Here is a 19555-nt window from a genome sequence, read left to right as displayed (position 1 = left end):
TGTTCTGCATTTCGCGCTCCCAAGGATGTGGGCTCGCGTGCGCGGGCGTTCGTGTCTCGCGGGCTAGACCTCAGGTTTGCCCCGCAGGACGCGTGGGCAGGTTCGGCCCGGGAGAGGAATCGGCTCGTGACCCCCGGGAGATCTCGCGGCAACTGCCGCGTAACCTCGCCACGGCCGGGCCGTTGTTACTCACCAGTGGGACCCGCGAGGGGAGTCGCTCGTGCGCCCATGAGGGGGGCGTTCGACGGGGTGCAGACGACAGGGAGAGAGCGGCGCCATGGGCGTGGAGATCAAGGTCGAGGACCTCAGCAAGTCCTTCGGCAAGCAGCTCATCTGGGGTGACGTGACGTTGACCGTCCCGGCCGGGGAGATCTGCGTCATGCTCGGCCCCTCGGGCACCGGCAAGTCGGTCTTCCTCAAGACGCTGATCGGGCTGCTCAAGCCCGACAAGGGGTCGATCATCATCGAAGGCACCGACATCGCCAGCTGCAGCGAGCGGGACCTCTACGAGATCCGCAAGCTGTTCGGCGTGCTGTTCCAGGACGGCGCGATGTTCGGCTCGATGAACCTCTACGACAACGTCGCGTTCCCGCTGCGGGAGCACACCCGGAAGTCCGAGTCCGAGATCCGCGACATCGTCATGGAGAAGATGGACCTCGTCGGCCTGATCGGCGCCGAGGACAAGCTCCCCGGCGAGATCTCCGGCGGCATGCGCAAGCGCGCCGGCCTGGCCCGCGCCCTGGTGCTCGACCCGGAGATCGTGCTCTTCGACGAACCCGACTCGGGTCTGGACCCGGTCCGCACGGCGTTCCTGAACCAGCTGATCGTGGACCTGAACGCCCAGATCGACGCGACGTTCCTCATCGTCACCCACGACATCAACACCGCGCGCACGGTCCCCGACAACATCGGGCTGCTCTACCACCGCCACCTCGCGATGTTCGGTCCCCGCGAGATGCTGCTCTCCTCCGAGGAGCCGGTGGTCCGGCAGTTCCTCAACGCCCAGAGGGTCGGCCCGATCGGCATGTCGGAGGAGAAGGACGCCGACGAGCTCGCGGCCGAGGCCGACCAGGAGCTGCCGCCGCTGCCGCCGATCCCGATGCAGCTCGAGCCCTCCAACGGCATCCCGCGGCGCAGCCAGCGCGAGCCGGGCGCGTGGTGCCGCGAGAACGGCGTGACGCCTCCGCCGGGCTCGTTCGAGGAGAACATGACGATGACGACGGGGGTCTGATCCGTTGTCCTCCCTGACCGCCACGCGCGCCCTCGCGCCGATCGGCACCGCAGGCAAGCTGTTCGCCTTCGGTCTCGACGTCGGCCGCGGCCTCTTCCGGCGCCCCTTCCAGATGCGCGAGTTCCTCCAGCAGGCCTGGTTCATCGCCTCGGTGACGATCATCCCCACGGCGCTGGTCGCCATCCCGTTCGGCGCGGTCATCGCGCTGCAGGTGGGCGGGCTGATCAAGCAGTTCGGCGCCCAGTCCTTCACCGGCTCCGCGGCGGTCCTCGCCGTGGTCCGCGAGGCGGGCCCGATCGCGACCTCGCTGCTGATCGCCGGGGCCGGTGGCTCCGCGATCGCGGCCGACCTCGGCGCCCGCAAGATCCGCGAGGAGCTCGACGCGATGATGGTGCTGGGCATCGACCCGATCCAGCGCCTGGTCGTGCCGCGGGTGCTCGCCTGCATGCTGGTCGCCGTCTTCCTCAACGGGCTGGTGAGCGTGGTGGGCGTGGCCGGTGGCTACGTCTTCAACGTCGTCCTGCAGGACGGCACACCGGGTGCCTATCTAGCGAGCTTCACCGCCCTGGCGCAGCTGCCGGACCTCTGGCAGGGCATGGCCAAGGCACTGGTGTTCGGCCTGATCGCCGCGATCGTGGCGTCGTACAAGGGCATGAACGCCGCAGGAGGACCGAAGGGTGTCGGTGACGCGGTGAACGAGTCCGTCGTCATCACCTTCATGTTGTTGTTCGTCGTCAACTTCGTGATGAGCGCGATCTACTTCCAGCTCGTCCCCCCGAAGACGGGTTGACCCGCATGGCCAGCATCAAGGCGGTCTACGACAAGCCGCTCAAGACCCTCGACAGCCTCGGCGAAGAGCTCGCGTTCTACGTCCGGGCGCTCCTGTGGACCCCGCGCACGGTCCGCCGCTACAAGAAGGAGATCATGCGCATCCTGGCCGAGGTCACCCTCGGCTCGGGAGCGCTGGCCGTCATCGGCGGCACCGTCGGTGTCATCACCGCGATGTGCTTCTTCACCGGCACCGAGGTGGGGCTGCAGGGCTACGCCGCCCTGAACCAGATCGGCACCGCCGCGTTCTCCGGCTTCGTGTCGGCCTACTTCAACACCCGCGAGATCGCGCCGCTGGTCGCCGCGATCGCGCTGGCGGCCACCGTGGGCTGCGGCTTCACCGCACAGCTCGGCGCCATGCGGATCTCCGAGGAGGTCGACGCGCTCGAGGTGATGGCGATCCCGTCGCTGCCGTTCCTCGTCACCACCCGGATCATCGGCGGCCTGATCGCGATCATCCCGCTGTACGTCGTGGGGCTGCTGTCGTCGTACTTCGCGACGAGGCTGACGGTCACCCGCTTCTTCGGCCAGAGCACCGGCACCTACGACCACTACTTCAACCAGTTCCTGCCGCCGGGCGACGTGCTCTGGTCGTTCGGCAAGGTGCTGGTCTTCGCGGTCACCGTGATCCTGATCCACTGCTACCACGGCTACACCGCCTCGGGCGGTCCCGCCGGCGTGGGCGTCGCCGTCGGCCGGGCGGTGCGCACCAGCATCGTCGCCATCAACGTCATGGACCTGTTCCTGTCCATGGCCATCTGGGGCACCACCACGACCGTCCGGTTGGCGGGGTGATGCGGCGATGAGGATCCTCCACCACTTCCGGCTGCTCGGGCTGCTGTTCCTGTGCATGCTGCTGGCGGGCGTCTACCTGACCTACGGCATCTTCAGCAAGAAGTTCGTCGACTACGACCGGGTCACCCTCCAGACCTCGAGCATCGGCCTGCAGCTGCCCGCCCGCGCCGACGTGAAGATCCGCGGCGTGATCGTCGGCGAGGTGCTCGGCTTCGACTCGAACGCCGAGGGAGCGAAGCTGACCCTGGGGATCTACCCGAGCCAGGTCGACACGATCCCCGAGAACGTGACGGGCTCGATCGTGCCCAAGACGCTCTTCGGCGAGAAGTACGTCTCCCTCGAGGTGCCCGACGACCCGTCGCCGCAGCACATCGAGACCGGCGACACGATCAAGCGGACCGAGGTCGCCGTCGAGGTCGAGAAGGTCCTCTCCGACCTCTACCCCCTGCTGCGCACCGTGCAGCCCGCCGAGATCAACCAGACCCTCAACGCGCTGGCCACCGCGCTGGAGGGCCGCGGTGAGCAGATCGGCGAGAACCTCGAGACCGTCGACAGCTACCTCAAGCGGATCAATCCGCAGATCCCCGACATCGTCGAGGACCTGCGGCTGACCTCCCAGGTCTCCGACACCTACTCCTCGGTGATGCCGCAGATCGCCCGGATCCTGCGCAACACGGTGAAGACGACCGGCACCCTCGAGGATCGCCAGGCCAAGCTCAACGCGCTGTTCACCGACGTGACGGCGTTCTCCGACACCGCCCGCGGCTTCCTCCAGGCCAACGGTGACAACCTGATCCGGCTCGGCCAGGTCAGCGCCGCCCAGCTGCGGGTGCTGGCGAAGTACGCCCCGGAGTTCCCCTGCCTGACCAAGGGCATCGTGAACGCCGGCAAGCTGCAGGCCGAGGCGTTCCGCGGGTTCACGCTGCACATCGTCCTCGAGACGCTGCCCAACCAGCCTCGTGGCTACAACGCCAACGACGTCCCGCGGGTCGCCGACGACCGCGGTCCCAACTGCCTGCACCTGCCGAACCCGCCGTGGTCGCAGTCGAACCCCGTGCGGCACCAGCCGGACTTCAACGACGGCGTCGACGAGCCCACCGGCAAGGGCACCAGCCGGGTCGCCCCGAACTACTACCGCACCAGCCTGGTCGGCAGCCGTCAGGAGTCGGACTTGCTCAAGTCACTGCTCGGTCCCTCGCTCGGCCTGACCGCCGGCGACGTGCCCGACCTGGGGGTCCTGCTCGTGGGCCCGATGGCCCGTGGGGCGGAGGTGTCGCTGCGATGAAGATGCTCGACAGGCGCACCGCCTCCGACCTGACCAAGCTGCTGATCTTCATCCTCGTCACCACGCTGGCGACCGGTGTCCTGGTCATCACGATCGGCAACCTGACCTTCGGTGGCAGCAAGCAGTACAAGGCCGAGTTCGTCGACGCCACCGGCGTCGTCAAGGGTGACGACGTGCGGATCGCCGGCGTCAAGGTCGGCACCGTCAAGAACATCGAGATCGTCGACCGCACCCGCGCGATGGTCACCTTCTCGGTGCAGGACCAGACCTCGCTGAGCAAGGCCACCCACGCGGCGATCCGCTACCGCAACCTCGTCGGCCAGCGCTACATCTCGCTCACCCAGGAGATCGGCGACGGTGCGGCCCTCCCCGAGGGCGCCACGATCCCGGTGTCACAGACCTCGCCCGCGCTGGACCTCACCGTCCTCTTCAACGGGTTCAAGCCGCTGTTCCAGGCGCTCTCGCCCTCGGACATCAACAAGCTCTCCTACGAGATCGTCCAGGTCTTCCAGGGCGAGGGCGGCACCCTTGAGGGGCTGCTGGCCCACACCGCCTCGGTGACCTCGACGCTGGCCGACCGCGACAAGGTGATCGGCAGCCTGATCGACAACCTCAACGACGTGCTCGACCACATCGGGGACCGCGACGACCAGCTCAACCAGCTGATCACGACGTTCCGGGCCTTCGTGGGCGGCCTCAAGGACGACCGCCAGGCCATCCTCGGCTCGCTGGACCAGATCTCCGAGCTCTCGGTCCAGACCGCCGACCTGGTCTCGGGCATCCGCGAGCCGTTCGTGGACGACATCAAGCAGCTCCGCTCGGTGGCCACCACCCTGGACGCCAACAAGAGCGAGCTGGACCGCGCGCTGCAGGTGCTGCCGATCAAGCTCAACAAGGTCGGCCGGACCGCGATCTACGGCTCGTGGTTCAACTTCTACCTGTGCCAGTTCAAGGGGAAGGTGACGATCCCGGGTGCCGGTGATCTGAACGTCAACTACCCCCCGCAGGGAGTCAAGGTCGCCGACCGCTGCGACCTCGGAGGTAACGGCTGATGAGCGTCCCCTTCCGTGAGCGCAACCCCGTCGTCATCGGTGCCGTCAGCCTGGCGGTCATCGCGGTGATGATCCTGGGCGCCTTCCGGGCCCAGGACCTGCCGCTGATCGGCGGCGGCGACACCTACTACGCGGCGTTCTCCGAGTCCGGTGGCCTGAAGGCCAACGACGAGGTCCGCATCGCCGGCGTCCGGGTCGGCAAGGTCGAGAAGGTCGAGCTCGACGGCGACCACGTCCGGGTCACCTTCCGCGTCGAGAGCGGCGCCGACTTCGGCGACGAGACGCACGCGGCGATCAAGGTCAAGACCCTGCTCGGCGCGATGTACCTCTCGCTGGAGCCGGCCGGGTCGGGCCAGCTCGCCGAGGGCGCCGAGATCCCGGTGGACCGCACCAGCTCGCCGTACGACGTCGTCGACGCCTTCTCCGGCCTCGCCGAGACCTCCGAGCAGATCGACACCGACCAGCTGGCCAGGTCGCTGACCACGCTCGCGGACCTGACCAGGAACACCCCCGAGGAGTTCCGCAGCGCCCTCGACGGCGTCTCGCGGCTCTCCTCGAACGTCGCCGCCCGGGACGACCAGATCAACACGCTGCTGAAGAACCTCAAGCGGGTCTCCGGCGTCCTCGACGCCCGCGACCAGGACATCGTCGGCCTGATGAAGGACTCCGACGTGCTGTTCCGCGCCCTGGTCGCGCGCCGCGAGGCGGTGCACAACCTGCTCGTGTCGACGTCGACCCTCTCCAAGGAGCTGACCGCCCTGGTGAAGCAGAGCCGAGCCGACCTGAAGCCCGCGCTGACCCACCTCGAGTCGGTCGTCGCGGTGCTGAACAAGAACGAGGACAACCTCGACAACAGCCTGCGGCTGATGGCGCCGTTCTACCGGGTGTTCGCCAACACGCTCGGCAACGGCCCGTGGTTCGACACCTACATCCAGAACCTTCCCCCCGTTCCGCAGGTGGGCTGAGATGACGACCCTGAAGAAGCTCATCGTCCCCGCGATCATCGTGGCTCTCGTCGGCGCCGCCGCGCTCGTGATGTTCCGCGGCGGCGACCAGAAGACGCTCACCGCGAAGTTCCCGCGCACCATCTCGATCTACGAGGGCAGCGACGTGCGGGTCCTCGGCGTGCCGATCGGGCAGGTCGACAAGGTGACTCCCTCCGGCACCGACGTCGTCGTCACCATGTCCTACGACCCCGACGTGAAGATCCCGGCCGACGCCAAGGCGGTGATCATCGCCCCGTCGATCGTGGGGGACCGGTTCGTCCAGCTCACGCCGACCTACGAGGACGGCGACGACGTCCTCGCCGACGGGACGGTGCTCGACCAGGACCGCACCGCGGTGCCGCTGGAGCTCGACCAGATCTACTCCTCGCTCGACGACCTGACCGTGGCGCTCGGCCCGACCGGTGCCAACAAGGACGGCGCCCTGTCGGACCTGCTGGAGACCACCGCGAAGAACTTCGGCGGCCAGGGCGCGCAGTTCCACCAGACGATCGAGGACTTCGGCAAGCTCAGCGCCACCCTCGACGACAACAAGGACGAGCTGTTCGGCTCCGCCCGCAAGCTCGAGGGCTTCATCGGGACCCTGGCGAAGAACGACAAGACGGTCCGCCAGTTCAACCAGTCGCTCGCCGACGTCTCCTCGATGCTCTCCGGCGAGCGCCAGGAGCTGGCGGCGTCGTTGAAGAACCTCGCCGAGGCGATGGGCCAGGTGTCGACGTTCGTGAAGACCAACCGCGAGGTCCTCGGCCGCAACATCTCCGGCCTCAACCGGGTCTCGAAGGTCCTGGTCAAGCAGCGCGGCGCGCTCGACGAGATCCTCAAGGACGCCCCGGTGGCCCTGAACAACCTCGCACTGACCTACAACCCGCAGGCCGGCACCCTCGACACCCGCGCCAACATCGGGCAGCTCGGGCAGCAGATCGGTGCCGATCCGGAGGCGTTCCTCTGCTCGCTCCTCGACCAGGCCGACACCAGCGGCCAGGCCTGCGACCTGATCAAGAACGGCGGCCTCGCCGGCCTCGCCGGCCTCGGCCGGACCGGGACGTTCGGGCAGGGCGCGCAGTCCGCGCCTCGCGACGTCTACGACCCGAGCCTGGGCGGTCTCGTGGAGGTGGAGCGATGAGCAGGTGGACCAGGCTCGGCAGGATGCTCCTGCTGCCCCTCGCGGGCTCGCTGCTGCTGACCGGCTGCGGCTTCGACGTCTACAAGCTGCCGCTGCCCGGCGGCACCGACGTGGGCGACGACCCGATCACCGTGCACGTCATGTTCTCCGACGTCCTCGACCTCGTACCGAAGTCGACGGTCAAGGTGAACGACGTCAGCGTGGGTCAGGTCACCGATGTCGCACTCAAGGACGGCGCGGCCGACGTCACGCTCGAGCTGCGCGGTGACACCGACCTGCCCCAGAACACCGAGGCCACGATCCGGCAGACCAGCCTGCTGGGCGAGAAGTTCGTCTCGCTCGCCCCGCCCGCGGACGGCGCCCAGGGAGAGCTCGGCGACGGCGACGTGATCCCGCTCGAGCGCTCGGGACGCAACCCCGAGGTCGAGGAGGTGCTGGGCGCGCTCAGCCTGGTGCTCAACGGCGGTGGCGTCGCCCAGCTCAAGACCATCGCCCAGGAGCTCAACCTGGCGCTCGAGGGCCGGGAGGACTCCGCCCGGTCCGTGCTGACCCAGGTCGAGACGCTGATGAAGCAGCTCGACGAGAACAAGGTCGAGATCGTCAAGGCGATCGACTCGCTCAACCGCCTCGCCGGCTCGGTGCGCAAGCAGGAGAGCAGCATCGACGCGGCCCTCGAGGAGCTCCCGAGCGCCCTCACCTCCCTGGACAAGCAGCGCGACGACCTCGTCAAGATGCTCAAGGCGCTCGACAACCTCGGGGACGTCGGCGTCCGTGTCATCCAGGCGTCCAAGGACTCCACGATCGAGACGGTGCGCCAGCTCAACCCGGTGCTCACCGAGCTGGCCAACTCCGGTGACGACTTCGTGAAGTCGTTCAACGTCTTCCTCACCTACCCGTTCGTCGACGAGGTCGTGGGTCGTGACCCGCAGGTCGCCCGCAACCTGCACATGGGTGACTACACCAACCTGTCGATCGAGCTGGACCTGTCGCTGACCGGCCAGGACGGCCCCGGCACGCCGACGCTGCCGACGAACCTGCCGACGGTCATCGACCCCACGGTGATCCTCGACAACGTGACCAAGTGCCTGCGCAGCGGTGACCTCACCAGCAAGGCCTGCCAGAAGGTGCTCAACACGCCGTCCGAGCTGCTGAAGCTCAAGGAGGAGTGCCGCAAGAAGAAGAACGAGGACAAGGACGTCTGCAAGCAGCTCAACCAGCTCCCCGACGTCCCGGGCGGCCTGCCGCTGCCCACCTCGCTGCCCTCGATCCCGGGCCTGGGCCGCACCGGCTTCGGCCCCACCGCGCAGGCTGACCCGCGCGGTCCGACCATGAGGCAGATGATGAAGGTCTACGACCCCGCGCTGGTGAGCCTGCTCGTCCCGGGGATGGTGGTCCGATGATCACCCGGCGCACCCGGATCCAGCTGCTGGTGTTCGTGCTGATCACCCTGCTGGGCGTCAGCTACGTCGGCGCCCGCTACGCCCGCCTGGACCGGCTCGTCCTCGACGACTCCTACACCGTGGTCGCCCACTTCAAGGAGTCCGGCGGCATCTTCGCCGGGGGAGAGGTGTCCTACCGTGGCGTGCGCGTCGGCCAGGTCGGCAAGCTCGAGCTCACCGACGACGGCGTCGACGTCTACCTCGACATCGACAAGTCCTACGACTCGATCCCGGCCGACACCCTCGCCGTCGTCGGCAACAGGTCCGCGGTCGGCGAGCAGTACGTCGAGCTGCAGCCGCAGGTCGACACCTCGCCGTACCTCGACGACGACTCCGAGATCGCCGCCGACGACACCCGCACCCCCATCGCCACCCAGAAGCTGCTGGGTGACCTGTCCACCACCGTGGAGTCGGTGGACAAGAAGGCCCTGTCGACGACCGTGTCCGAGCTCGGGCAGGCCTTCGGCGGCACCGGCAAGGACCTGCAGCGGATCATCGACACCGGCAACGCCTTCATCAAGTCGGCCAACGACAACTTCGACGTCACCACCGCCCTGATCAAGGACGGCAACATCGTCCTGAAGGGGCAGGTCGCCTCCGCGAGCGCCATCCGGACCTTCGCCCGCGACCTGTCGCTGTTCAGCGGCACGCTGGCCGGCTCCGACGAGTCGCTGCGGGCGGTGATCGACAACGGCTCGGCGACGGCGACCCAGCTGCGTACCTTCCTCGAGGACAACCAGGTCGACCTCGGCGAGCTGATCAACAACTTGGTCACCACCGGTGACGTCGTCGTCAAGCACCTCGACGGCGTCGCGCAGATCCTGGTGATCTACCCCTACGTCGTGGAGGGCGGCTTCACGGTCGTCTCCAAGTCGCCGGACACCGGGCTGTACGACGCCCACTTCGGCATGGTCCTCACCCAGGACCCGAAGGTCTGCACGCGCGGTTACGAGAGCACGAACATCCGGCCGCCGCAGGACGGCAGCAACGCCCCCATGAACACCCGGGCGCACTGCGCCGAGCCGCCCACCGTGAGCAACCCCCGCGGCTCGCAGAACGCGCCCCGCGTCGGGGCGGCCTACCGGGCCCCCGCCGGCCCCGGCTACCGGGCCCCCATCGTGGCGTCGTACGACCCCACGACCGGCCGCCTGTCCTGGGGTGGCAAGGTTGACCCGGCTCTCGGGTCACCGGGCACCCCCGCCCCCAGCACCCTCGGAGAGGAGTCGTGGAAGTGGCTGTTCCTCCAGCCCTTGATCAAGACGCAGGAGTGACGAGCAGCAGCGATTCCGACGCCCGGGTCCTGCCCGGGCCGACGGAGCCCTCCACGGGGGAGCGTTCCGGAGCGACGACCTTCAGGGTCGTCGTCCTCGGCGTGCTCGTCATCGTCCTGCTGGCCGCCTGCGGCACCCTCGTCTGGCTGCTCGCGGGCCGCCGGGGGGAGGCCGACGACCTTCAGAAGGCGCGCGAGTCGGTGATGTCCCAGACCGACCAGTTCATGCTGCGGATGGGCACCTACGGCCCCGACCTGCTCGACTCGAAGGGCCAGATGCCGGAGTACCGCGCCCGGGTCAAGGAGGTCATCACGCCGAAGTTCGCGACCTCCTTCGACAAGCAGGCGGGCACCGCCGAGCAGCTGGTCACCCAGGCCGGTGTCTCCCGCAAGGCCCAGGTGTTCGCGACCGGTGTCTCGGACATCGACGCCGACTCGGCGACCACGCTGGTCGCCGGCACGTTCACCGACACCTACAGCAAGGGTGGCCAGCAGGAGCCGGTGCCGTTCCGGATCCAGGTGTCCCTGGTGAAGACCGACGGGAAGTGGCTGGTCGACGACTTCAGCCCGGTGACGGGAGCCGACGAGTGAACCCCAGCTGGTACGACCTCCTCGGCGTCGGTCCGAGCGCCTCCGAGAGCGAGATCCGGGCGGCCTGGAAGAGCGCGATCGCCGACCTCGACCCCACCGACCGCCGCTTCCGCGTCTGCAACCAGGCCGCGGAGGTGCTGCTGAACCCGGAGCGTCGGGCGGCGTACGACGCACAGCTCGCGCTGGAGCAGGCGGACGAGGATCCGGTCGACGATCCGGTCGATCAGGCGCCCGCCGCGGCCGCGCCGGCGGCGCCGGCCGCGAGCGAGGGGCCGGTCGCGAGCGAGGAGCGGGCCCCCCGGTCCCGCACGGGAGTGCCCGGGTGGGCGCTCGCCGTCGTCGGCGTGCTCACCGCGCTGGCGGTCGGGGCGGCGGCCTGGATCTGGGTGGCGGAGCCCTCCGACGCCGCGGTCGAGGAGTCGACGCGGGCTGCCCAGCCGGCGGCCGAGCGTGCCGTCGGCCCGATCCTGTCCTACGACGCGAAGCACCTCGACGAGGACCAGCAGGCGGCGGAGTCGTACATGACCTCCGACTACCGCAAGGACTACGACCAGCTCTTCGAGGTCATCAAGCAGAACGCCCCGGGCACCGAGACGGTCGTCAAGGCGCAGGTGGTCGCGTCCGGGATCGTCCGGTCCGGCGACGACCGCGTCGACGTGCTCCTCTTCGTCAACCGGCCCACCACGAACAAGAAGACGCCCCAGCCGGTGGTCTACAAGGACCAGGTGACGGTGACCATGCAGAAGGTCGCAGGGGAGTGGCTGGTGGACGACATGGTGACCTCGCCGGTCGCCCGGTAGCCGCGCCGAGCCGCAGCCAACCGGCAGTCCGACGACAGCCGACCGGGGAGGCGCGCGGCGCCTCCTCGGCGCGGACACTTGACCGAGGGGGCCGCGCGGTTCATCATCATCGGCAACGTCTCGCCGAAGCGGCGCATGCCGGTGTTGTGGCGCGCCCAGTGTTGGGGTATCGTAGCGCTTTGCGCCTGCCCTCAAATGCGAATCGCCTGCCCGGTGGCTGATTTAGTGGTGGGCCGGCGCCACCCATGAGAGCGAACCCGTCGAAGGACACCTCTTGGCCGCGCGCACCACCTCTGCCACTGCAAATTCTCTTGGCAACCGCCGCATCTCTTTCGCAAAGATCAGCGAACCTCTCGAGGTTCCGCAGCTCCTCTCCCTCCAGACCAACAGCTTCGACTGGCTGGTCGGCAACGAGGCGTGGAACGACGCAGTCGAGCGTCGGATCGCCGAGGGCGAGGACGTCTCCCGCAAGTCCGGTCTCCAGGAGATCTTCGAGGAGATCTCCCCGATCGAGGACTTCTCCGAGACGATGTCCCTCTCGTTCGAGAACCCGGTCTTCTACGACCCGAAGTACACCACGGACGAGTGCAAGGAGAAGGACTTCACCTACTCCGCGCCGCTGTACGTGTCGGCGGAGTTCACCAACAACGACACCGGTGAGATCAAGGGCCAGACGGTCTTCATGGGCGACTTCCCGCTCATGACCGACAAGGGCACCTTCATCATCAACGGCACCGAGCGCGTGGTCGTCTCGCAGCTCGTCCGTTCGCCCGGCGTCTACTTCGAGCGCTCCGCGGACAAGACGTCCGACAAGGACATCTACACCGCGAAGCTGATCCCCTCGCGCGGCGCCTGGCTCGAGTTCGAGATCGACAAGCGCGACATGGTCGGCGTCCGCCTCGACCGCAAGCGCAAGCAGAACGTCACGGTGCTGCTCAAGGCCCTCGGCTGGACCAACGAGCAGATCCGCGAGGAGTTCGGCGAGTACGAGTCGATGATGCTGACCCTGGAGAAGGACCACACCCAGGGCCAGGACGACGCGCTGCTCGACATCTACCGCAAGCTGCGCCCGGGCGAGCCGCCGACGCGTGAGGCCGCGCAGACGCTGCTGAACAACTACTACTTCAACCCCAAGCGCTACGACCTCGCCAAGGTCGGCCGCTACAAGATCAACAAGAAGCTGGGCCTCGTCGAGGCGTTCGACCAGCAGACGCTGACGATCGACGACGTGGTCGCCGCGATCAAGTACATCGTCGCGCTGCACGACGGCCGCGAGCAGATCGAGTCCCCCCAGGGCACCCTCGACATCGCTGCCGACGACATCGACCACTTCGGCAACCGCCGCATGCGCACGGTCGGCGAGCTGATCCAGAACCAGCTCCGCACCGGCCTGGCCCGCATGGAGCGCGTGGTCCGCGAGCGGATGACGACCCAGGACGTCGAGGCGATCACGCCGCAGTCGCTGATCAACATCCGACCCGTGGTGGCGGCGCTGAAGGAGTTCTTCGGCACCTCCCAGCTCTCGCAGTTCATGGACCAGACCAACCCGATCGCCGGACTGACGCACAAGCGTCGCCTCTCGGCGCTGGGTCCCGGTGGTCTGTCCCGTGACCGCGCCGGCATGGAGGTCCGCGACGTCCACCCGTCGCACTACGGCCGCATGTGCCCGATCGAGACGCCGGAAGGCCCGAACATCGGTCTGATCGGCTCGCTGGCCTCCTACGGCCGGATCAACCCGTTCGGCTTCGTCGAGACCCCCTACCGCAAGGTCGTCAAGGGTGTCGTCACCGACCAGGTCGACTACCTCACCGCGGACGACGAGGACCGTCACGTCATCGCGCAGGCCAACGCCGCGCTCGACGAGAAGGGCCGCTTCGCCGAGGAGCGTGTGCTGGTCCGCCAGCGCGACGGCGAGGTCTCCGAGATCCTGGCCGACGAGGTCGACTACATGGACGTCTCGCCGCGCCAGATGGTGTCGGTCGCGACCGCCCTGATCCCGTTCCTCGAGCACGACGACGCCAACCGTGCGCTCATGGGCGCCAACATGCAGCGCCAGGCCGTGCCGCTGATCACCAGCGACTCGCCCCTGGTCGGCACCGGCATGGAGTACCGCGCCGCGGTCGACGCCGGTGACGTCGTCACCGCGACCAAGGCCGGCGTGGTCAAGGAGGTGTCCGCCGAGATCATCGAGACGATGAACGACGACGGCTCCTACTCGACGTACAAGCTGGCGAAGTTCCGCCGCTCCAACCAGGGCACCTGCATCAACCAGCGTCCGCTGGTGAGCGAGGGCGACCGCCTCGAGGTCGGCTCGCCGATCGCCGACGGTCCGTGCACCGACGACGCCGAGATGGCGCTGGGCACGAACCTCCTGGTGGCGTTCATGCCGTGGCAGGGCCACAACTACGAGGACGCGATCATCCTCAGCCAGCGCCTGGTGCAGGAGGACATCCTCACCTCGATCCACATCGAGGAGCACGAGGTCGACGCCCGCGACACCAAGCTCGGCCCCGAGGAGATCACCCGGGACATCCCGAACGTCTCCGAGGAGATGCTGGCCGACCTCGACGAGCGCGGCATCATCCGCATCGGCGCCGAGGTCACCACCGGTGACATCCTCGTCGGCAAGGTCACGCCCAAGGGCGAGACCGAGCTGACCCCCGAGGAGCGCCTGCTCCGCGCGATCTTCGGTGAGAAGGCGCGCGAGGTGCGCGACACTTCGATGAAGGTGCCCCACGGTGAGTCCGGCACGGTCATCGGCGTCCGCGTGTTCGACCGCGAGGACGGCGACGAGCTGCCCCCGGGCGTCAACCAGCTGGTCCGCGTCTACGTCGCCCAGAAGCGCAAGATCTCCGTGGGTGACAAGCTCGCCGGCCGTCACGGCAACAAGGGCGTCATCGCGAAGATCCTGCCGATCGAGGACATGCCGTTCATGGAGGACGGCACCCCGGTCGACGTCGTGCTGAACCCGCTCGGCGTGCCGCGTCGTATGAACATCGGTCAGATCCTCGAGCTCCACCTCGGCTGGCTCGCCAAGCAGGGCTGGGACCTCGACCTGTCCGACGACAAGAGCGACGCGGACTGGAAGCAGCGCCTGATCAAGATCCACGCCGACAAGGCGGAGCCGGACACGAAGGTCGCCACCCCGGTGTTCGACGGTGCCCGCGAGGACGAGATCACCGGCCTGCTCGGTGCGACGATCCCGAACCGCGACGGCGTGCGGATGATCGACGAGACCGGCAAGGCCAACCTGTTCGACGGCCGCTCCGGCGAGCCGTTCCCGGACCCGGTCTCGGTCGGCTACATGTACATCCTCAAGCTGCACCACCTCGTCGACGACAAGATCCACGCGCGCAGCACCGGCCCCTACTCGATGATCACGCAGCAGCCGCTGGGCGGTAAGGCCCAGTTCGGTGGCCAGCGGTTCGGTGAGATGGAGGTCTGGGCGATGGAGGCGTACGGCGCCGCCTACGCCCTGCAGGAGCTGCTCACGATCAAGTCCGACGACGTGCCGGGTCGCGTCAAGGTGTACGAAGCGATCGTCAAGGGCGAGAACATCCCCGACTCGGGCATCCCGGAGTCGTTCAAGGTCCTCGTCAAGGAGATGCAGTCGCTCTGCCTCAACGTGGAGGTGCTGTCCCAGGACGGCACGGCCATCGAGATGCGCGACGCGGAGGAGGACGTCTTCCGCGCCGCCGAGGAGCTCGGCATCGACCTGTCGCGTCGCGAGCCCAGCTCGGTCGAAGAAGTCTGATGCGTGTGGCGGCGCGCTCCTCGCGGAGCGCGCCGCCCCCGCCCAGTCCACAGCCTTGATTCAACAGTTCTAACGAAGGACAACAGCCACCGTGCTCGATGTGAACTTCTTCGACCAGCTTCAGATCGGCCTGGCCACCGCGGACGACATCCGCACCTGGAGCCACGGCGAGGTCAAGAAGCCGGAGACCATCAACTACCGCACGCTCAAGCCCGAGCGTGACGGCCTCTTCTGCGAGAAGATCTTCGGTCCCACCCGGGACTGGGAGTGCTACTGCGGCAAGTACAAGCGAGTCCGCTTCAAGGGCATCATCTGCGAGCGCTGCGGCGTCGAGGTGACCCGTTCCAAGGTCCGGCGTGAGCGCATGGGCCACATCGAGCTGGCCGCCCCGGTCACGCACATCTGGTACTTCAAGGGTGTGCCGAGCCGCCTGGGCTACCTGCTCGACCTGGCGCCGAAGGACCTCGAGAAGGTCATCTACTTCGCGGCGTACATGATCACCTCCGTCGACGAGGACGCCCGCCACCGCGACCTGTCCTCGCTCGAGGGCAAGGTGCAGCTCGAGCGCGAGCGCCTCGAGAAGCGCCGTGACGGCTCCATCGAGGACCGCGCGCGCAAGCTCGAGGAGGACCTCGCGGCCCTCGAGGCCGAGGGTGCCAAGGCCGACGCCCGCCGCAAGGTCAAGGACGGCGCCGAGCGGGAGATGAAGCAGCTGCGCGACCGTGCGCAGCGCGAGATCGACCGTCTCGACGAGGTGTGGAACACCTTCAAGTCGCTCAAGGTCCAGGACCTGACCGGCGACGAGATGCTCTACCGCGAGATGAAGAACTGGTTCGGCAAGTACTTCGAGGGCCACATGGGCGCCACGGCGATCCAGAAGCGCCTCGAGAGCTTCGACATCGAGGCCGAGATCGAGTCGCTGCGCGACACGATCGCCAACGGCAAGGGCCAGCGCAAGGTCCGCGCCCTCAAGCGCCTCAAGGTCGTCGACGCCTTCCGCAAGACCGGCAACAAGCCCCAGGGCATGGTGCTCGACGCCGTCCCGGTCATCCCGCCGGACCTGCGTCCGATGGTGCAGCTCGACGGTGGCCGCTTCGCGACCTCCGACCTCAACGACCTGTACCGCCGCGTCATCAACCGGAACAACCGCCTCAAGCGGCTGCTCGACCTCGGCGCCCCCGAGATCATCGTCAACAACGAGAAGCGGATGCTCCAGGAGGCCGTCGACTCGCTGTTCGACAACGGCCGCCGCGGTCGTCCGGTCACCGGCCCGGGCAACCGGCCGCTGAAGTCGCTGTCCGACATGCTCAAGGGCAAGCAGGGTCGTTTCCGTCAGAACCTGCTCGGCAAGCGCGTGGACTACTCGGGCCGTTCGGTCATCGTGTCCGGTCCGCAGCTGAAGCTGCACCAGTGCGGTCTGCCCAAGCAGATGGCGCTGGAGCTCTTCAAGCCGTTCGTGATGAAGCGCCTCGTCGACCTGTCGCACGCGCAGAACATCAAGTCCGCCAAGCGGATGGTCGAGCGCGCCACCTCCGGCGCCCGGTACGCCGTGGTGTGGGACGTCCTCGAAGAGGTCATCACCGAGCACCCGGTGCTGCTCAACCGTGCGCCCACGCTGCACCGCCTCGGCATCCAGGCCTTCGAGCCCCAGCTGATCGAGGGCAAGGCCATCCAGATCCACCCGCTCGTCTGCTCGGCGTTCAACGCCGACTTCGACGGTGACCAGATGGCCGTGCACCTGCCGCTGTCGGCGGAGGCCCAGGCCGAGGCCCGGATCCTGATGCTGTCGACGAACAACATCCTGAAGCCGTCGGACGGTCGCCCCGTGACCATGCCGACCCAGGACATGATCATCGGCCTGTTCTTCCTCACCACCGACCGTGAGGGCGAGCCCGGCGAGGGTCGTTCGTTCTCGTCGCCGGCCGAGGCGATCATGGCGTTCGACCGTGGCGAGATCACGCTGCAGAGCAAGATCCGGCTGCGTCTCGACGACATCGTGCCGCCGCTCGAGCTCGAGCTCGGCCCGGACTGGGAGGAGGGCCAGTCGCTGACCCTCGAGACCACCCTGGGTCGCTCGCTGTTCAACGACACCCTGCCCGCCGACTACCCCTTCGTGAACTACGAAGTGGGCAAGAAGGCGCTGGGTGCGATCGTCAACGACCTGGCCGAGCGCTACACCAAGGTCGAGGTCGCGGCGTCGCTGGACGCGCTCAAGGACACCGGCTTCCACTGGGCGACCCGCTCGGGCGTGACGGTCTCCATCGACGACGTCACCACGCCGCCGGAGAAGGCCCAGATCCTCGAGGGCTACGAGGCCCAGGCCGCCAAGGTGCAGAAGCAGTTCGAGCGCGGTCTGGTCACCGACGAGGAGCGTCGCCAGGAGCTCATCGAGATCTGGACCCAGGCGTCCAACGACGTGGCCAAGGCCATGGAGGGCACCTTCGACCGGTCGAACCCCATCTACATGATGGTCGACTCCGGTGCGTCCGGAAACATGATGCAGATCCGTCAGGTGGCGGCCATGCGTGGTCTGGTGGCCAACCCGAAGGGCGACATCATCCCGCGGCCGATCAAGGCGAACTTCCGCGAGGGCCTCTCCGTGCTGGAGTACTTCATCTCCACCCACGGTGCCCGCAAGGGTCTCGCCGACACCGCGCTGCGTACCGCCGACTCGGGCTACCTGACCCGTCGTCTGGTGGACGTCTCGCAGGACGTCATCATCCGCGAGGACGACTGTGGCACCGAGCGCGGTCTGCCCAAGCGGATCGGTGAGCGTCGTGAGGACGGCACCGTCGTCAAGCACGAGAACGCCGAGACCGCGGCGTACGCCCGGTCCGCGGCGACCGAGGTCACCCACCCGGAGACCGGCGAGACCCTCGCCGCCGCCGGTGAGGACCTCGGCGACGTGAAGATCGGTGAGCTCATCGCGGCCGGCATCGAGGAGGTCAAGGTCCGCTCCGTGCTGACCTGTGACGCCCGCACCGGCACCTGCGCGAAGTGCTACGGCCGCTCGCTGGCCACCGGCAAGCTGGTCGACATCGGTGAGGCCGTCGGCATCATCGCCGCCCAGTCGATCGGTGAGCCCGGCACGCAGCTGACCATGCGTACCTTCCACACCGGTGGTGTGGCCTCCGCGGACGACATCACGCAGGGTCTGCCCCGTGTGGTCGAGCTCTTCGAGGCCCGCTCGCCCAAGGGTCGTACGCCGATCTCCGAGGCCGCCGGCCGCGTGGAGATCGAGGAGACCGACAAGGCCCGCAAGGTCATCGTCACCCCCGACGACGGCTCCGAGGTCCAGGAGTACCCCGTCTCCAAGCGTTCGCGCCTCAACGTCGAGGACGGCCAGCACATCGAGGTGGGCCACCACCTCACCGCTGGTACCCCCGACCCGCAGGACGTCCTGCGGATCCTGGGTGTCCGCAAGGCGCAGGAGCACCTGGTGGACGAGGTGCAGCACGTGTACCGCAGCCAGGGCGTGTCGATCCACGACAAGCACATCGAGATCATCGTGCGGCAGATGCTGCGCCGGATCACGGTCATCGAGTCGGGCGACACCAACCTGCTGCCGTCCGACCTGGTCGACCGGGTGCTGTTCGAGGAGGAGAACCGTCGCGTGGTCTCCGAGGGCGGCAAGCCGGCCTCGGGTCGCCCGGTCCTCATGGGCATCACCAAGGCCTCGCTGGCGACCGAGTCGTGGCTCTCGGCGGCCTCCTTCCAGGAGACCACCCGCGTCCTCACCGACGCGGCGATCCACGGCCGCTCGGACTCGCTGCGCGGTCTGAAGGAGAACGTGATCATCGGAAAGCTGATCCCGGCTGGTACCGGCCTCGAGCGGTACCGCAACATCCGGGTGGAGCCGACCGAGGAGGCGCGTGCCGCGGCGTACTCCGTCACCGGGTACGACTCGTACGACTACGAGTTCGGCAACTCCGGTGGTGGGCAGGCCGTCGCGTTGGACGACTTCGACTTTGGTTCCTACCAGAGCTGAGCGCGTCAGCGCGAAGATCTGGTGCAAGGAACCAGGTTGAGGAGCGTCGACGCAGACCGCGCGCCAGCGCGGGATGCGTGACGCGTCTCGAAACCGGGTCCGCATGACGGAACCCCGTCGCCCTTCTGGGGTGGCGGGGTTCCGTCATTTCTGGCGGTCTTGGGCCGGCGGTTGCCGGCTCTTCGGGGCTCGGTCTCTTCGCGTCGTGCGGCGGTCCGCCTGCGCACTCCCGCCCCCGTCGCTGGGCTCGCCGCGTCGCCGCCTCCTGCGGGCTTCGGTAGAGCGCCGCTGGCGGCGCCGCGCCTCGCTTTACGCTCCTCGGGGCGGCAGTGCGCCTGCGGCCCGCCTCGCGTCGGCGCCCCGTCCTGCGCCTTTCCCGGTGTGGGGTGGATGTG

The 19555-nt window shown here is 68.1% G+C and carries 13 protein-coding genes; all 13 read left to right on the top strand.

Going from position 1 to position 19555, the window contains the following annotated elements; translation table 11 throughout:
* Positions 1-277: 277 nt before the first annotated feature.
* The 13 genes from ACZ43H_RS16695 to ACZ43H_RS16635 all read left to right on the top strand — a co-directional run bounded on the left by ACZ43H_RS16695 (position 278) and on the right by ACZ43H_RS16635 (position 19160).
* Positions 278-1231 carry an ABC transporter ATP-binding protein gene (locus tag ACZ43H_RS16695; protein WP_464584742.1) on the top strand — a complete coding sequence of 318 codons (954 nt, stop codon included), beginning with the start codon at positions 278-280 and terminating at the stop codon, positions 1229-1231.
* A 4-nt stretch (positions 1232-1235) separates the two neighbouring features.
* On the top strand, positions 1236-2021 hold the full coding sequence (locus ACZ43H_RS16690; protein ID WP_379176913.1) for an MlaE family ABC transporter permease: 786 nt from the start codon (positions 1236-1238) through the stop codon (positions 2019-2021).
* A 5-nt stretch (positions 2022-2026) separates the two neighbouring features.
* Positions 2027-2854 carry an MlaE family ABC transporter permease gene (locus ACZ43H_RS16685; RefSeq protein ID WP_464584739.1) on the top strand — a complete coding sequence of 276 codons (828 nt, stop codon included), beginning with the start codon at positions 2027-2029 and terminating at the stop codon, positions 2852-2854.
* Positions 2855-2861: 7 nt separating this feature from the next.
* On the top strand, positions 2862-4139 hold the full coding sequence (locus ACZ43H_RS16680) for an MCE family protein (protein ID WP_464584737.1): 1278 nt from the start codon (positions 2862-2864) through the stop codon (positions 4137-4139).
* Positions 4136-5191 carry an MCE family protein gene (locus ACZ43H_RS16675; protein WP_464584735.1) on the top strand — a complete coding sequence of 352 codons (1056 nt, stop codon included), beginning with the start codon at positions 4136-4138 and terminating at the stop codon, positions 5189-5191. Before ACZ43H_RS16680 ends, ACZ43H_RS16675 begins: the two co-directional genes overlap by 4 nt.
* Positions 5191-6156, top strand: coding sequence for an MCE family protein (locus ACZ43H_RS16670; protein WP_464584732.1), 966 nt, complete (start codon positions 5191-5193; stop codon positions 6154-6156). The genes ACZ43H_RS16675 and ACZ43H_RS16670 overlap by 1 nt, the downstream gene beginning before the upstream one ends.
* A gap of 1 nt (position 6157) precedes the next feature.
* Positions 6158-7318: an MCE family protein gene (locus ACZ43H_RS16665; RefSeq protein ID WP_464584730.1), complete on the top strand. Its 1161-nt coding sequence runs from the start codon at positions 6158-6160 to the stop codon at positions 7316-7318.
* Entirely contained in the window at positions 7315-8718 is a 1404-nt protein-coding gene (locus ACZ43H_RS16660) for an MCE family protein (RefSeq protein ID WP_464584728.1), read from the top strand. The genes ACZ43H_RS16665 and ACZ43H_RS16660 overlap by 4 nt, the downstream gene beginning before the upstream one ends.
* Positions 8715-10028 carry an MCE family protein gene (locus ACZ43H_RS16655; protein ID WP_464584726.1) on the top strand — a complete coding sequence of 438 codons (1314 nt, stop codon included), beginning with the start codon at positions 8715-8717 and terminating at the stop codon, positions 10026-10028. The genes ACZ43H_RS16660 and ACZ43H_RS16655 overlap by 4 nt, the downstream gene beginning before the upstream one ends.
* Positions 10025-10618: a hypothetical protein gene (locus tag ACZ43H_RS16650; protein WP_464584724.1), complete on the top strand. Its 594-nt coding sequence runs from the start codon at positions 10025-10027 to the stop codon at positions 10616-10618. Before ACZ43H_RS16655 ends, ACZ43H_RS16650 begins: the two co-directional genes overlap by 4 nt.
* Positions 10615-11418: a J domain-containing protein gene (locus tag ACZ43H_RS16645; protein ID WP_464584722.1), complete on the top strand. Its 804-nt coding sequence runs from the start codon at positions 10615-10617 to the stop codon at positions 11416-11418. The genes ACZ43H_RS16650 and ACZ43H_RS16645 overlap by 4 nt, the downstream gene beginning before the upstream one ends.
* Positions 11419-11692: 274 nt before the next feature.
* Entirely contained in the window at positions 11693-15172 is a 3480-nt protein-coding gene (rpoB, locus tag ACZ43H_RS16640) for a DNA-directed RNA polymerase subunit beta (protein ID WP_464584720.1), read from the top strand.
* 91 nt (positions 15173-15263) lie between these two features.
* On the top strand, positions 15264-19160 hold the full coding sequence (locus tag ACZ43H_RS16635; protein WP_464584718.1) for a DNA-directed RNA polymerase subunit beta': 3897 nt from the start codon (positions 15264-15266) through the stop codon (positions 19158-19160).
* Positions 19161-19555 lie beyond the last annotated feature (395 nt).

It is taken from the genome of Nocardioides sp. DN36, from assembly GCF_055380375.1.
The sequence above is the reverse complement of the archived record's forward strand: the minus strand, read 5'-3'. Positions and strand labels throughout refer to the sequence as shown.

Excerpts from the sequence above, each read along its gene's own strand:
- ACZ43H_RS16695 (WP_464584742.1), top strand. The coding sequence starts at position 278 with ATGGGCGTGGAGATCAAGGTCGAGGACCTCAGCAAGTCCTTCGGCAAG.
- ACZ43H_RS16685 (WP_464584739.1), top strand. The coding sequence starts at position 2,027 with ATGGCCAGCATCAAGGCGGTCTACGACAAGCCGCTCAAGACCCTCGAC.
- ACZ43H_RS16680 (WP_464584737.1), top strand. The coding sequence starts at position 2,862 with ATGAGGATCCTCCACCACTTCCGGCTGCTCGGGCTGCTGTTCCTGTGC.
- ACZ43H_RS16675 (WP_464584735.1), top strand. The coding sequence starts at position 4,136 with ATGAAGATGCTCGACAGGCGCACCGCCTCCGACCTGACCAAGCTGCTG.
- ACZ43H_RS16670 (WP_464584732.1), top strand. The coding sequence starts at position 5,191 with ATGAGCGTCCCCTTCCGTGAGCGCAACCCCGTCGTCATCGGTGCCGTC.
- ACZ43H_RS16665 (WP_464584730.1), top strand. The coding sequence starts at position 6,158 with ATGACGACCCTGAAGAAGCTCATCGTCCCCGCGATCATCGTGGCTCTC.
- ACZ43H_RS16660 (WP_464584728.1), top strand. The coding sequence starts at position 7,315 with ATGAGCAGGTGGACCAGGCTCGGCAGGATGCTCCTGCTGCCCCTCGCG.
- ACZ43H_RS16655 (WP_464584726.1), top strand. The coding sequence starts at position 8,715 with ATGATCACCCGGCGCACCCGGATCCAGCTGCTGGTGTTCGTGCTGATC.